Source organism: Pseudomonas sp. SORGH_AS_0199 (assembly GCF_031453735.1).
Lineage (GTDB): Bacteria > Pseudomonadota > Gammaproteobacteria > Pseudomonadales > Pseudomonadaceae > Chryseomonas > Chryseomonas aestiva.
The window spans coordinates 3,562,922-3,577,049 of the sequence record NZ_JAVJAE010000001.1; the positions used below are offsets into that span (position 1 = coordinate 3,562,922).

14 protein-coding genes are annotated in these 14,128 nt (G+C 65.5%); 9 read left to right on the plus strand and 5 right to left on the minus strand.

The window, feature by feature from the left end; all coding sequences use genetic code 11:
- Nucleotides 1-20: 20 nt before the first annotated feature.
- Together alc and QE444_RS16730 are read left to right on the plus strand one after the other, a co-directional pair.
- The gene (gene alc, locus QE444_RS16725; RefSeq protein WP_133861028.1) at nucleotides 21-1,028 is read left to right on the plus strand and encodes an allantoicase; all 1,008 of its coding nucleotides are present in this window, start codon (nucleotides 21-23) and stop codon (nucleotides 1,026-1,028) included.
- Nucleotides 1,025-1,525 (plus strand): ureidoglycolate lyase, encoded by a 501-nt coding sequence (locus QE444_RS16730; RefSeq protein ID WP_133861029.1) that lies wholly within the window; start codon nucleotides 1,025-1,027, stop codon nucleotides 1,523-1,525. Before alc ends, QE444_RS16730 begins: the two co-directional genes overlap by 4 nt.
- Here the strand turns inward: QE444_RS16730 and rarD are convergent.
- The 3 genes from rarD to QE444_RS16745 all read right to left on the minus strand — a co-directional run bounded on the left by rarD (nucleotide 1,522) and on the right by QE444_RS16745 (nucleotide 3,943).
- Nucleotides 1,522-2,430 (minus strand): EamA family transporter RarD, encoded by a 909-nt coding sequence (gene rarD, locus QE444_RS16735; RefSeq protein WP_309740125.1) that lies wholly within the window; start codon nucleotides 2,428-2,430, stop codon nucleotides 1,522-1,524. The genes QE444_RS16730 and rarD overlap by 4 nt on opposite strands.
- Nucleotides 2,427-3,278: an EamA family transporter gene (locus QE444_RS16740; protein WP_280306482.1), complete on the minus strand. Its 852-nt coding sequence runs from the start codon at nucleotides 3,276-3,278 to the stop codon at nucleotides 2,427-2,429. The genes rarD and QE444_RS16740 overlap by 4 nt, the downstream gene beginning before the upstream one ends.
- A 74-nt stretch (nucleotides 3,279-3,352) precedes the next feature.
- Entirely contained in the window at nucleotides 3,353-3,943 is a 591-nt protein-coding gene (locus QE444_RS16745; RefSeq protein ID WP_309740129.1) for a DUF3060 domain-containing protein, read from the minus strand.
- A 172-nt stretch (nucleotides 3,944-4,115) separates the two neighbouring features.
- Here QE444_RS16745 and QE444_RS16750 point away from each other — a divergent pair, with 172 nt between their 5' ends.
- The 3 genes from QE444_RS16750 (at nucleotide 4,116) to QE444_RS16760 (ending at nucleotide 7,589) form a co-directional block, all read left to right on the plus strand.
- Entirely contained in the window at nucleotides 4,116-5,006 is an 891-nt protein-coding gene (locus tag QE444_RS16750; RefSeq protein ID WP_133861033.1) for a LysR family transcriptional regulator, read from the plus strand.
- 65 nt (nucleotides 5,007-5,071) lie between these two features.
- The gene (locus QE444_RS16755; RefSeq protein WP_309740132.1) at nucleotides 5,072-5,623 is read left to right on the plus strand and encodes a peptidylprolyl isomerase; all 552 of its coding nucleotides are present in this window, start codon (nucleotides 5,072-5,074) and stop codon (nucleotides 5,621-5,623) included.
- A 94-nt stretch (nucleotides 5,624-5,717) separates the two neighbouring features.
- Nucleotides 5,718-7,589, plus strand: coding sequence for an ABC transporter ATP-binding protein (locus QE444_RS16760; protein WP_280306478.1), 1,872 nt, complete (start codon nucleotides 5,718-5,720; stop codon nucleotides 7,587-7,589).
- Here QE444_RS16760 and QE444_RS16765 read toward each other — a convergent pair.
- Nucleotides 7,544-8,161 (minus strand): hypothetical protein, encoded by a 618-nt coding sequence (locus tag QE444_RS16765; RefSeq protein WP_280306476.1) that lies wholly within the window; start codon nucleotides 8,159-8,161, stop codon nucleotides 7,544-7,546. The two genes, QE444_RS16760 and QE444_RS16765, sit on opposite strands and share 46 nt — an antisense overlap.
- 172 nt (nucleotides 8,162-8,333) lie before the next feature.
- Between QE444_RS16765 and queD the strand changes: the two genes are divergently transcribed.
- Nucleotides 8,334-8,690, plus strand: coding sequence for a 6-carboxytetrahydropterin synthase QueD (gene queD / locus QE444_RS16770; RefSeq protein ID WP_273862240.1), 357 nt, complete (start codon nucleotides 8,334-8,336; stop codon nucleotides 8,688-8,690).
- An 82-nt stretch (nucleotides 8,691-8,772) separates the two neighbouring features.
- On the plus strand, nucleotides 8,773-10,239 hold the full coding sequence (locus tag QE444_RS16775; RefSeq protein WP_133861038.1) for an inorganic phosphate transporter: 1,467 nt from the start codon (nucleotides 8,773-8,775) through the stop codon (nucleotides 10,237-10,239).
- 423 nt (nucleotides 10,240-10,662) lie between these two features.
- Here the strand turns inward: QE444_RS16775 and QE444_RS16780 are convergent, their stop codons facing one another.
- Complete coding sequence (locus QE444_RS16780; RefSeq protein ID WP_273862241.1) at nucleotides 10,663-10,872, minus strand: hypothetical protein; 210 nt, start codon at nucleotides 10,870-10,872, stop codon at nucleotides 10,663-10,665.
- A gap of 423 nt (nucleotides 10,873-11,295) precedes the next feature.
- On the opposite strand from QE444_RS16780, the gene QE444_RS16785 reads away from it, so the two are divergent.
- Both QE444_RS16785 and QE444_RS16790 read left to right on the plus strand, forming a co-directional pair.
- Nucleotides 11,296-13,527, plus strand: a complete 2,232-nt coding sequence (locus QE444_RS16785; RefSeq protein ID WP_273862242.1) for an NADP-dependent isocitrate dehydrogenase — start codon at nucleotides 11,296-11,298, stop codon at nucleotides 13,525-13,527.
- A 129-nt stretch (nucleotides 13,528-13,656) separates the two neighbouring features.
- Nucleotides 13,657-14,109: an NUDIX hydrolase gene (locus QE444_RS16790; protein WP_280306471.1), complete on the plus strand. Its 453-nt coding sequence runs from the start codon at nucleotides 13,657-13,659 to the stop codon at nucleotides 14,107-14,109.
- Nucleotides 14,110-14,128: the final 19 nt, after the last annotated feature.

Below are 14,128 nucleotides of genomic sequence, written 5' to 3' on the forward strand. Positions count from 1 at the left end.
TTCCCCGACAAGAGCACTCCATGAAACGCACCTATGCCGCGCCCTTCGAGAAGTACCTCAACCTCGCCGACGCCCGTCTCGGCACCCGCGTCATCAGCGTCACCGACGACTGGTTCGCCGCCGCCGACCGCATGCTCCAGCCCCACGAGCCCGAGTGGAAGGAAGGCGTCTACGACGACAACGGCAAATGGATGGACGGCTGGGAATCGCGACGCAAGCGTTTCGAAGGCTACGACCACGCGGTGATCCGCCTGGGCGTGCCCGGCTCGATCAAGGGCGTCGACATCGACACCCGCTGGTTCACCGGCAACTATCCGCCCTCAGCCTCCCTGGAAGCCTGCTTCTGCGCCGAGGGCGATCCGGCCGAAGACGCTGCCTGGACCGAGGTGCTGCCGGCCATCGAGATGCAGGGCAATAGCCACCACTACCATGCCATCGCCGATGACCGCCCCTGGACCCACCTGCGGCTAAACATCTTTCCGGACGGCGGTGTGGCGCGCCTGCGCGTCTATGGCATTCCCCATCGCGACTGGTCGGCCCAGGCCGAAGACGAGGTACTGGACCTGGCTGCCGCGCTCAATGGCGGGCGCGCCCTGGCCTGCAATGACGAGCACTACGGCCGCATGAGCAACATCCTCAACCCCGGTCGCGCCGACAGCATGGCCGATGGCTGGGAAACCGCGCGCCGTCGCACCCCCGGCAATGACTGGGTGATCATCGCCCTGGGCCATGCCGGCACCGTCGAGGAGATCCTGGTGGACACCCTGCACTTCAAGGGCAACTACCCGGACAGCTGCCAGATCCAGGGCGCCTTCGTCCGCGGCGGTACCGATGGCCAGATCGAGACCCAGAGTCTGTTCTGGAAGGAGCTGCTGCCGCCGCAAAAGCTGCAGATGCACCAGGAGCACAGCTTCCGGGAGCAGGTCCGCGACCTTGGCCCCATCACTCACGTGCGCCTGAACATCTTTCCGGACGGCGGTGTCAGCCGGCTGCGACTGTTCGGCAAGGTGGCACGGGGCCAGGCATGAGTCGGCCACTGCGCATCGAGCCGCTGACTGCCGAGGGCTTCGCGCCCTTCGGCGAGGTCATCGAGACGGCGGGCCGGGACTGGTATCCGATCAACAACGGCTCGACCCGGAGATACCACGCTCTGGCCCGGGTCGCGACGGGACCGGCGGACGGCGCGGCGATCATCAGCATCTTTCGCGCCCGGCGCCTGGACTATCCGCTGACCATCGCCATGCTCGAACGCCATCCCCACGGCAGCCAGGCCTTCGTGCCGCTGCGCGGCGAACCCTTTCTGGTAGTGGTGGCGCCACCCGCAACGGAGCCGGATGCCCGCGCCATCCGCGTCTTTCGCGCCGATGGCCAGCAGGGCATCAACTACCACGCCGGGGTCTGGCACCATCCGGTGCTGGCCCTGCGCGACGAAGATGAATTCCTCATCGTTGATCGCGCCGGCAGCCTGCCCAACTGCGACGAGTTCTTTTTCGCCGCGCAGGAATGCCCGATCCTGGCGCTCTAGGGCGCCACCGGCGCGCGCCTGAGCTGCTTGCGCAGCAGGCGCGCACTGTCCAGGCAGACCCAGGCCACCGCCAACCAGATGGGACCATAGGTCCAGATCGCACCATCCGGCAGTTGCTCACCAAGCACATAGAGGGCGACGAACACCAGCAGCGCCGGCTCCACATAGCTGAGGATGCCGAACAGACTCAGCGGCAGCATGCGACTGGACGCCAGCATGGCGGCGAAGGCGATGGCACTGAGCAGGCCCAGGCCCGGCAGGAGCGCCCACAGCCAGGGCGTCTGCTGCAGGATGGCGCCGGGCGAGAACCAGTGCAGGGCGAGCAGCGCGAAGGGTAGCAGGCAGCACATCTCAAGTACGAAGCCCGACAGCGCATCCACCGCCATCCAGCGGCGCAGGACGAAATACGGCGGATAACCCACCACCGGCAGCAGGCTGACCCAGGACAGCGCTCCGGTCACCCAGACCTCGTTGACCACCCCCAGCAGCGCGCACACCACCGCTACCTGCTGCAGCGGCCGCAGGCGCTCGCCATAGACCAGGCGTCCGGTCAGCACGATCGCCAGGGGCAGCAGGAAGTAGCCCAGCGACATGGCCATGGCCTCGCCATTCATGGTCGCCCAGACGAACACCCACCACTGGATGCCCATCAGCAGCGCCGCCGCCGGGATGGCCAGGCACAGGCGGGGCTCGCGCACCAGCCGTTTGAGCGTGGCCCACAGGGCCCTGCCCTCCCGCAGCACCACCACCAGCAGCAGCACCATCGGCAACGACCAGACCACCCGCAGGGCCACGACCTGCAGGCCATCCAGCGGCGCCAGCCAGGCGAAGTACACCGGCATCAGCGCGAACAGTACCGATGACAGCACCGAAAGGCCCAGGCCCTTGCCGGACAGCACATTCATGACGGGCGCCCCAGACGATTGATGAACAGTGACAGCAGGATGATCCCGCCGCCCAGCAACAGCCTAGGCAGATCGGCCGGGTGCTGCCAGATCAGCAGGCTGACCAGCAGACCGGCCGGCACATGGGCCTCGTTCATGATCGCCAGGGTGCCGCCGTTGACCCGCAACGAACCCAGCGTCCACCAGTACAGGCCGAGCGCCGTGGCAAACACGCCCATCCACACCAGCACGCCCCATTGCAGGCCCGTGCTGGGCAGCCGCGCCGGATTGCCGAACAGCAGAAAGGACAGCGCCGCCACCAGCAGGGCACCGAGAAAGAACAGGCCGAAGTAGCGATGCAGGGCGCCCTGTCCGGCATAGGCATGGCCCAGGTGCTTGCACAGCACCTGGCCGGCGGCAAAGGTCAGGTTGGCCACCTGCAGCAGCAGAAAACCCAGCAGGTAGTCACCGGTCAGTGGCTGGAAACGGATCAGCGCCGCGCCGCCCACCGCCACCACCGCCGCCAGCAGCGACCAGAGGCGCAAGCGCCGCTGCCAGGCATCGTCCAGGAGGGTCACGTAGATCGGCGTGAGCACGGTGAACAGCAGCACCTCGGGCACCGTCAATACCGCGAAGCTGCGGTACAGGCACAGATAGGTGATGCCGAACTGCAGCGCGCCCGCCGCCATCAGCCCCAGGGCGAAGCGTCCCGGCACCCCGCGCCAGCGGGTGAACGGCAGGAACAGCACGAAGGCGATGGCCACGCGGACCAGCACGGCGAAGTCGCTGTCGACCCGACCGGCGAGGTACTCGCCGATCAGGCTGAAGGAAAACGCCCAGATGAGGGTGACGAGCAGGAGATAAGGCATGGCGGCGACGCACGAAAAAGGTGCGCGACCTTAACGTGCCCGTCGCCGGAGGGAAACCCCCGGCTCGTCGCCGGCTAGCGGGTGGCGTTGAGGCCCGAGGGCTCGCCGCCGCTGAGCGCCGCTACCGACTGATTGGCCTGCAGCACATTGTCGCTGCCCGAGACCATGGTCTTGGGTTCGGCCACGCCCGCGGCGCGCGACCAGTAGACCTGCTGATTGGAACCGCCCACGGCGATGTCGGCCTGGCTGAGCAGGGTCAGGCGCGCCTTGGCGCCGTAGCCATAGGTATCGACCTTGGCCAGGCCGTCGCTGCCGCGCACGTTGGCCTGCACCTGCTGGTAGCCACCGCCGATGCTCAGGCTGGCCACCGCGCCCTTGACCGTGGTGACGCTGCCCAGGCCATGGATGGTCAGCGCCTGGGCGACGTCGAGCACCAGCCGATGATGACTGCCGTAGACGGCCACCGTGCCGCACTGACCTTTCAACGTCAGGGTATTGCCTTCGCCGGACAGGGACACGTCCCGGCCTTCGCAGTCGAGGGTGCGACTGATGTTCATGCCGTCGATATCGATCGGCTCGGCCGCCACCGCGCGGGATTCCTCGGCCTGGACCAGCAGCGGCGCGATGACCAGACAGCAACCCAGCAATGCCTTGAATGACGACATGGAGACTCCTTGTCTTGCCTAGAGTGGGAAACTCATCGGCTGGCTTGGAGGGTGGCGCCGACGAGACATTTGCTCCTGCGGGCGGAATTTTTTCGTGCCGTGATGGACGCCGCGTTTTGCCATTGCCACCCTAGGCACTAACATGCGCCCTTTCGTGGCTCCAGAGCGCTCGATGAAGACTCCTCGCGTTTCCCTCGATCAGTGGCGAACCCTGCAGGCGGTGGTGGACCACGGTGGCTACGCCCAGGCCGCCGAGGTGCTGCATCGCTCCCAGTCGTCGGTCAGCTATACCGTCGCCCGCATGCAGGAGCAGCTCGGCGTGCCGCTGTTGCGTCTGGAAGGTCGCCGCGCCGTGCTGACCGATGCCGGCGCCGTGCTCCTGCGCCGTTCACGGCGCCTGGTGCAGCAGGCCAGCCAGCTGGAGGAACTGGCCTACCACATGGAACAGGGCTGGGAATCCGAGGTGCGCCTGGTGGTGGACGCCGCCTACCCGACCCGTCCGCTGCTGCTCTGCCTGCGCGAATTCATGCCCCAGAGTCGTGGTTGCCGCATACGCCTGCGCGAAGAGGTCCTGTCCGGGGTGGAGGAGGCCCTGCTCGACGGCTCGGCGGACCTGGCGATCACCGGCCTGGTGATCGCCGCCCATCTGGGCGCCTCCCTGGGCAACGTGGAATTCGTCGCCGTCGCCCATCCCGAGCATCCGTTGCACCTGCTGCAGCGCACCCTGGTGACCGCCGATCTGGAAGAGCAGCTGCAGATCGTCATCCGCGACAGCGGCCGCGCCCAGCCCCGGGATGCCGGCTGGCTGGCCGCCGAACAACGCTGGACGGTGGGCAGCATCAGCACCGCCGCCACCTTCCTGCGCGACGGCCTGGGCTTCGCCTGGCTGCCGCGGGACGCCATCCAGACCGATCTCGACGCCGGCCTGCTCAAGCCGCTGCCGCTGGAACAGGGCGCCCAGCGCTTCCATCCCTTCCAGCTCTACAAGACCCGCCAGCACGAACTGGGCCCGGCGTCGCAGATCCTCATGAACCTGCTGCGCAAGCATGCCCTGCCACGCTGACCGTGGCGGGGTGCCAGCCGGGTTGCTATCGTTCGCCAGTCGTCTCTGCCACTCAAGGATCCATCATGTTCAAAGCCCTGCTTGCCGCCTGCGCCCTGTTCGTCGCCTCCACCACCTGGGCCGCGGACAATCCGCACGTGCTCATCAGCACCAACAAGGGTGACATCGAGGTCGAGCTGGATGCGGCCAAGGCACCGGTCAGCACCGAGAACTTCCTGGGCTACGTCGACAGCGGCTTCTACAAGGGCACACTGTTCCATCGCGTCATCCCCGGCTTCATGATCCAGGGCGGTGGCTACACCCGCGACATGCAGGAAAAACGCACCAAGGAGCCGATCAAGAACGAAGCCGACAACGGCCTGAAGAATCTGCGCGGCACCCTGGCCATGGCGCGGACCTCGGACGTCAACTCCGCCACCAGTCAGTTCTTCATCAACGTCGAGAACAATGCCTTCCTGGACCACGGCTCGCGCGACTTCGGCTACGCGGTATTCGGCAAGGTCGTGCGCGGCATGGAAGTCGTCGACCAGATCGCCGGGGTGCAGACCACCCGCCAGGGCATGCTGCGCGACATTCCCCGTGAACCGGTGATGATTCTCGCTGCCAAACGGCTGTAGCCGACCCGTCCTGCCGGACGATCCGCTGGCGGTCGTCCGGTTAACCAGGCGAGGCCCCAGTGCGAGACGCCGTCTCCCCCCACAAGGACCCCGCATGATCTTTCGCCGCTTCGAACGCATCATCGATGCGTTTCGGGAAGCCCCCGATGAAATGCCGCCCACTGGGATCGGCGCCTTCTATCTCCACTTTCTCAAGCAAGCCTGGCCGGCCTTCGCCCTGCTACTGGCAGTGGGTCTCATCGGCGCCCTCGTCGAAGTCGCCCTGTTCAACTTCATCGGCCAGATCGTCGACCTCGCGGGCAGTGCGCCCAACAGCACGGTGTTCTTCCAGGAGCACGGTGGCACCCTGATCTGGATGGCGGTGGTCACCCTGGTCATCCGGCCCCTGTTCATCAGCCTGCACGACCTGCTGGTGCACCAGACCATCACCCCCAGCCTCACCACCCTGATCCGCTGGCAGAACCATCGCTATGTGCTCAAGCAGAGCCTGGGCTTCTTCCACAGCGACTTCGCCGGGCGCATTTCCAGCCGCATCATGCAGACCGGTGTCTCCCTGCGCGATTCGGCGGTGCAGGCGGTGGATGCCATCTGGCACGTGCTGATCTTCGCCGTCACCTCGCTGATCCTGTTCGCCCAGGCCGACGTCTGGCTGATGGTCCCGCTGATCCTCTGGATCATCGGCTATGTCATCGCCCTCTGGTATTTCGTGCCCCAGACCAAGGAGCGTTCGGCCATTGCCTCCGAAGCCCGCTCGCAGCTCTCCGGGCGCATCGTCGACGGCTACACCAACATCTCCACGCTCAAGCTGTTCTCCCACTCGGCCCAGGAGGAGCAATATGCCCGCCAGGCCATGGAAGAGCAGACCGAAAAGGCCGAGCGCGCCGCTCGCCTGATCACCGCCATGGGCGTGACCATCGCCATCCTCAGCGGCTTCCTCATCGCCGGCACCACGGGCCTGGCCCTCTGGCTCTGGCACCAGGGCGTCATCTCCGTCGGGGCCATCGCCCTGGCCACCGGCCTGGTGATCCGCATCAACAGCATGTCCGGCTGGATCATGTGGGTGGTGAACGGCATCTTCGAGAACATCGGCATGGTGCAGGACGGCATGAGCACCATCGCCAAGCCGCGCCAGGTTGGCGACGCCCCGGACGCCAAGCCGTTGCAGGTGACCCGCGGCGCGGTGCTGTTCGAGGACATCGCCTTCCACTACGGCAAGGGCGCCGGCATCATCGAAGGCCTGACCCTCGACGTGGCCCCGGGCGAGAAGATCGGCCTGGTCGGCCCTTCGGGCGCCGGCAAGTCGACGCTGATCAACGTGCTCCTGCGCCTCTATGACCTGGAAGGCGGTCGCATCCTGGTCGACGGCCAGGACATCGCCCATGTCACCCAGGAAAGCCTGAGATGCCAGATCGGCGTGGTCACCCAGGACACTTCCCTGCTGCACCGCTCGATCCGCGAGAATCTGCTCTACGGCCGTCCCGAGGCTACTGATGAAGAGCTGCATGCCGCTCTGCGCAAGGCCAAGGCGGACGACTTCATTGCCCGCATCACCGACGCCCATGGCCGTACCGGGCTGGATGCCCAGGTGGGTGAACGCGGGGTCAAGCTCTCCGGCGGTCAGCGCCAGCGCATCGCCATCGCCCGTACCCTGCTCAAGGACGCGCCGATCCTGCTGCTGGACGAAGCCACCTCCGCCCTCGACTCCGAGGTGGAAGCGGCGATCCAGGAAAGCCTGGAAACCCTGATGGAAGGCAAGACGGTGATCGCCATCGCCCACCGGCTGTCGACCATCTCGCGCATGGATCGCCTGGTGGTCATGGAGCGCGGCCAGATCGTCGAGATGGGCTCCCACGACGAGCTGATCGCCTACAACGGCCTCTATGCCCGTCTATGGCGCCACCAGACCGGCGGCTTCGTCGGTCATGGCGTGCCGGGCAGGCAGCGGGTGCGCAGCAGCTCCAGCTGATGCTGCTGGTCCAGGCCCGGATAGAAGCCTTCGATCTTCTGCAGCCCACCCAGCCAGCTGCGCTTCTCCACCACGCACTCGAACACCGGGCAGGCGGCCTGCCCGGTCTTGCCGCAGTCCTGATAGTAGCCGAGGCGCTGGCTCTTCTGCGCCGTACCCTGGAACGGACCCTGGCGTTCCTGCAGCACATAGAAGTCGATATCCGCGGCGCTGCGATGATTCTCCCATTGGAACGCCAGGGTGCTGGGATAGAAGAGCACCAGCAGGCCCGCCAGCAGCACCCAGAGGATGCCGGCCGTCACCGGCAGCGGCAGCCGTGAACGGAAGCGGCGGCCACCGCGGATGATCAGCGCGGTCACCACCGTGACCAGCGCCAGGGCGATGCACAGCGACGGCAGGCCGGTGATGACCTGCCCCGCCACGCCAATGTCCAGGCCGCTGGGCGACGGTACCGTCCGATAGCCGATCTCCACGCGCTCCCAGCCGACCTGATTGCCGATCAGACCAACGAGACCGAAGACCGCGGCCAGGCCAAGGAGCACCCAGAAGGTACGGGGATTGCTGCTGCGCATAGGGATTCTCGTCCGGACAAAGACCGGGAGACTGCCTAAGCCCGCCGGCGAAGGCAAATCGGAATTCCGCCGGTTCCGGCGCCCGCGGCCGCAGGTTCGGCAAGCCGCTGTCGAGCTGATAGACTGCCGTCCCGCAGCCGTCACATACCGTGGCCCAACGCGAGTGGTTATCGTGGAAATTTTCAAAGAATTCGTTTTCGAAGCCGCACACTTCCTGCCCAATGTTCCGGCCGGGCACAAGTGCGGTCGTCTCCATGGGCATTCCTTCAAGGTAGGCCTGCACGTCGAGGGTCCCATCGATCCCCATACCGGCTGGGTGCGGGATTTCGCCGACATCAAGGCCGTCTTCAAACCCCTGTACGAGCGTCTCGACCATCATTATCTGAACGACATCCCGGGCCTCGAGAATCCCACCAGCGAAGTGCTCGCGCGCTGGATCTGGCAACAGCTCAAGCCTCTGCTACCCGAGCTCAGCCAGGTTCGCGTCCACGAGACCTGCACCTGCGGCTGCATCTACCGCGGCGACTAATTCGCCCCTCCCATTCAAGGTGGCGATGGCGGCAGTCATTTTTCTGCCATAATTCGCGCCTGCCAACTGTCGACGTATCCCCATGTTCGAACTTTTCAGCGGACTCCATGCCTGGGTCGCCATCAGCCTCGTCTTGGCCCTGGCCTTTGTGCTGGCCTTTGAATTCATCAACGGCTTTCACGACACCGCCAACGCCGTCGCCACGGTGATCTACACCAAGGCGATGCCACCGCACCTCGCGGTGTTCTTCTCCGGCATCTTCAATTTCCTCGGTGTGCTGCTCGGTGGTGTCGGCGTCGCCTACGCCATCGTCCACCTGCTGCCGGTCGAACTGCTGATCAACGTCAACACCGGCCATGGTCTGGCCATGGTGTTTTCGCTGCTCGCCGCGGCCATTACCTGGAACCTGGGCACCTGGTACTTCGGTATCCCCGCCTCCAGCTCCCATACCCTGATCGGCTCCATCCTCGGTGTCGGCGTGACCAACGCCCTGCTGACCGGCCTGCCGGTGAGCGAAGGCGTGAACTGGCAGAAGGCGATCGACATCGGCCTGTCGCTGATCTTTTCGCCGCTGGCCGGCTTCGCCGTCGCCGGCCTGCTGCTGCTCGCCCTCAAGCGCTGGCGGCCGCTGTCGAAGATGCACAAGACCCCGGAACAGCGCCGCGAAGTGGATGCCAAGAAGCACCCGCCCTTCTGGAATCGCCTGATGCTGGTCCTCTCGGCCATGGGCATGAGCTTCGTGCACGGCTCCAACGACGGCCAGAAAGGCATCGGCCTGATCATGCTGGTGCTGATCGGCATCGTCCCGGCCAAGTTCGTGCTGGACCTTGACAGCACCACCTACCAGATCGAGCGCACCCGCGATGCGGCCATCCACCTGGGCCAGTTCTACGAGCGCCAGGGCGACAACCTCAAGGACTTCCTCGCCGAAGTGCCCGGCAATCGCGACCTGCCCCAGGAATTCCGCTGCGCCCCGCACATGACCGTGCCGACCCTGCAGGCACTGCTGGCCGATCTGGAAGGCATCACCGACTACCGCGCCATGAGCGACGACCATCGCCAGCAGGTGCGCCGCTACCTGCTGTGCCTGGACGACACCGCCAAGAAGGTGAGCAAGCTGCCGGTGCTGACCGCGCGCGATCGCGACGACCTCAGCCGCCTGCGCAAGGACCTCACCAGCACCACCGAATACGCGCCCTTCTGGGTCATCATCGCGGTCGCCCTGGCGCTGGGCATCGGCACCATGGTCGGCTGGCGCCGCGTGGTGCTCACCGTGGGCGAGAAGATCGGTCGCCAGGGCATGACCTATGCGCAGGGCGTTAGCGCCCAGGTGACGGCCGTGGCCGCCATCGGCATGGCCAACGTCTTCGCCCTGCCCGTCTCCACCACCCACGTGCTGTCCTCGGGCGTCGCCGGCACCATGGTCGCCAACCGCAGCGGCCTGCAGGGCAGCACGGTGCGCAATATCCTCATGGCCTGGGTCCTGACCCTGCCAGCCTCCATGGCTCTCTCCGCCGGTCTGTTCTGGCTGGCCCACCTGTTCCTGTGACCCGTACCGACCGGGCGCCGCGCGAGCGGCGCCCGGTCGGACCCCTCGTCGGGAAAGCCCGAACAAGATAGCTATTGACGAGTCTACTGAAATGTGTCCCAGCAGAGACACCTTTCCGAGACAGCCGTACGGTGAACGTCAATGACTCCTGCGACCTACATCCTTCTCCTGGTACTTGGCTGGCTAGCCCTGGCGCTGGCCATACTCTGGGCCATGCTGCGTCTGGCACGCCGCGCCAGACCCGTGGCGACGTCCGCGCCCAGGGCGCTGCCCACGGCCATTCCCACCTCCCCCGTGAGTCCAGGCAAACACCTGGTCTGCTAGCACTGCGGACGTGACGAGGCCACCTCGACACCTGGGCAGTGCGTGGGGAAAAAGGAAGATTCTTATTGTTTGAAAGGAAGGGATTCGAACCGACGCGAATCAGGTGAGCAGGGTATTTTCCTGAGCGCTGCGGCTCATCTGCTCGAGGATCTGGTCTTGCTGCTGCGGGGTCAGGGTATCCCAGCAGTGATGCTTGACGAACAGCCCGGTGCCAAAGGCGACGTACAGCGACAGGGCGACGATGACGAGCGTTTCCAGCCCGACGATGGCCCAGGAACGACTCTTGGACGTGTTGTCCTTGGTTTTCATAACGACCTCATCAAATTAAGAGGGGCAATAGTTTAGTCCCTTAAGCAACTGCCGTGCAGCGCCAGCCGTCGAATGGTCAAGCCTCTTGACCTGAATCCCCAATGCGGCTGTGCGCTTCTGTCGGATTGATCGCGCCGGCAACATTTCCCCATGGCCCAGCCACGGCGGTGCGAATGCACGCCAGGCGCCGCGCTGGTATACTCCGCCGACTGACGGGTCGCTGCAGGCCCTGCCGGTTCCGCTGGCTGTATCGGCCGATCCCGCAATTTCCGCAGCGACGCTTTGTCGCATCGCACGTCCATCGCCGCCGCGCCTGTCGCGCGGCCCGATAACGCCTTCTTGGGGCGTCTATCGACTCAAGGGTCGATCCTCGCTCGCCCGGCTTCGCGCCACAGCTGTGATAAAGAGGAGTTAAAGCAAGACATGTCCACCACGTCGAAGATCATCTACACCCTGACCGACGAAGCGCCCGCCCTCGCGACCTATTCGCTGCTACCCATCGTCGAGGCCATCACCGCCTCCTCCGGCGTCGCCCTCGAAACCCGTGACATCTCCCTTGCCGGCCGCATCATCGCCCTCTTCCCCGAGTACCTGAAGGAAGAGCAGCGCATCTCCGACCACCTCGCCGAACTCGGCGAACTGGCCACCACTCCCGAAGCCAACATCATCAAGCTGCCCAACATCAGCGCCTCGGTACCGCAGCTCAAGGCCGCGATCAAGGAACTGCAGGGCCAGGGTTACGCCCTGCCGGACTATCCGGACGAGCCCAAGGACGACCAGGAAAAGGACGTCAAGGCGCGCTACGACAAGGTCAAGGGCAGCGCCGTGAACCCGGTCCTGCGCGAAGGCAACTCCGACCGCCGCGCACCGTTGTCGGTCAAGAACTACGCCCGCAAGCACCCCCATCGCATGGGTGCCTGGAGCGCCGACTCCAAGTCCCACGTCGCCCACATGGACGCCCATGACTTCTATGGCAGCGAGCGCTCGGCCACGATCGAGAATGCCGGCAGCCTGAAGATCGAACTGATCGGCAAGGACGGCAGCAGCAAGGTCCTGAAAGAGAAGACCGCGGTCAAGGCCGGCGAGATCGTCGATGCCTCGACCATGAGCCGCAAGGCCCTGCAGAGCTTCATCGCCGCCCAGATCGAAGACGCCAAGGCCAAGGGCGTGCTGTTCTCCGTGCACCTGAAGGCCACCATGATGAAGGTCTCCGACCCCATCATGTTCGGCATCATCGTCGGCGAGTTCTACAAGGACGTGCTGGCCAAGCACGAAGCCGCCCTGAAAGAAGCCGGCTTCGATCGCAACAACGGCATCGGCGACCTCTACGCCCGCCTGTCCAGCCTGCCGGAAGCCACCCAGGCCGCCATCAAGGCCGATTTCGACGCCCAGTACGCCCAGCGTCCGGCGCTGGCCATGGTCAACTCCGACAAGGGCATCACCAACCTGCACGTGCCGAGCGACGTCATCGTCGACGCCTCCATGCCGGCCATGATTCGTGACTCCGGCAAGATGTGGAACACCGAAGGCAACCTGCAGGACACCAAGGCCATCATCCCCGACCGCTGCTATGCCGGCGTCTACCAGGTGGTGATCGAGGACTGCAAGCAGCACGGCGCCTTCAATCCCAGCACCATGGGCAGCGTACCCAACGTCGGTCTGATGGCGCAGAAGGCCGAGGAATACGGTTCCCACGACAAGACCTTCCAGATCCCTACCGACGGCACCGTGCGCGTGACCGACGACCAGGGCAAGGTGGTCTTCGAGCATCCGGTCGAGGCCGGTGACATCTGGCGCATGTGCCAGACCAAGGACGCGCCGATCCAGGACTGGGTCAAGCTCGCCGTCAACCGTGCCCGCGCCAGCGGCACCCCGGCGATCTTCTGGCTGGACCAGAACCGCGCCCATGATGCTCAGGTCATCGCCAAGGTCGAGCGCTACCTCAAGGACCATGACACCAACGGCCTGGACATCCGCGTCCTGTCGCCCGAGGAAGCCACCCGCGTGTCCCTGGAGCGCATCCGCAAGGGCGAGGACACCATCTCGGTGACCGGCAACGTCCTGCGCGACTACCTGACCGACCTCTTCCCCATCATGGAACTGGGTACCAGCGCCAAGATGCTGTCCATCGTCCCGCTGATGAACGGCGGCGGCCTGTTCGAGACCGGTGCTGGCGGCTCCGCGCCCAAGCACGTCCAGCAGTTGGTGCAGGAAAACCACCTGCGCTGGGATTCCCTGGGCGAATTCCTGGCCCTAGCCGAATCCCTGAACCACCTGGGCGAAACCACCGGTAACGCCAAGGCCAAGATCCTCGCCAAGACTCTGGACCAGGCCAACGGCCAGTTCCTCGACAGCAACAAGTCGCCGTCGCGCAAGACCGGTGAACTGGACAACCGCGGCAGCCACTTCTACCTGGCGCTGTACTGGATCCAGGCCCTGGCCGAGCAGAGCGAAGACGCCGAGCTCAAGGCCCAGTTCGCGCCAGTGGCCAAGTCGCTGACCGCCGACGAAGCCAAGGTGGTCGCCGAGTTGAACGGCGTCCAGGGCCAGGCTGTGGACATCGGTGGCTACTACCACCCCGACCAGACCAAGACCAGCCAGGCCATGCGTCCGAGCGCCACGCTCAACGCCGCCCTGGCCCAGCTCAAGGGCTGAACCTGAGGGCTGCGCCCGCAGCCTGAATGGGTGATCACAGCGAACCCCGGCCCTGGCCGGGGTTCGCTGCATTTGGGACCGGCAAAGCTTAAGGCGTATACTGCGCGATTACCGATAGCGGAGTCCGAGATGGATTGGCACGCCCACGTCACCGTGGCCACCGTGGTGGAAGACGCCGGTCGCTTCCTGCTGGTGGAAGAAGAGAAGCAGGGTCGCCTGGTGCTCAACCAGCCGGCCGGGCACCTGGAGCCGGGCGAGAGCCTGATCGAGGCGGCGCACCGCGAGACCCTGGAAGAAACCGCCTGGCAGGTGGAGATCCAGGGCGTGATCGGCATCGGCCTCTATGTGGCGCCAGCCAATGGCGTCACCTACTACCGCACGGCCTTCCATGCCCGCCCCCTGGCCCACGAACCCGGGCGCGCCCTGGACGCCGACATCACCCGCGCGGTGTGGCTGACGCTCGACGAGATCCGCGCCGAACAGGCACGGCTGCGCAGCCCCCTGGTCCTGGACGCCATCGAGAAATATCTGGACGGCCACCGCTATCCCCTGTCGATGATCGTAGATATGAGAGGTTTTTGAAGTGAACGGCACCCGCGTC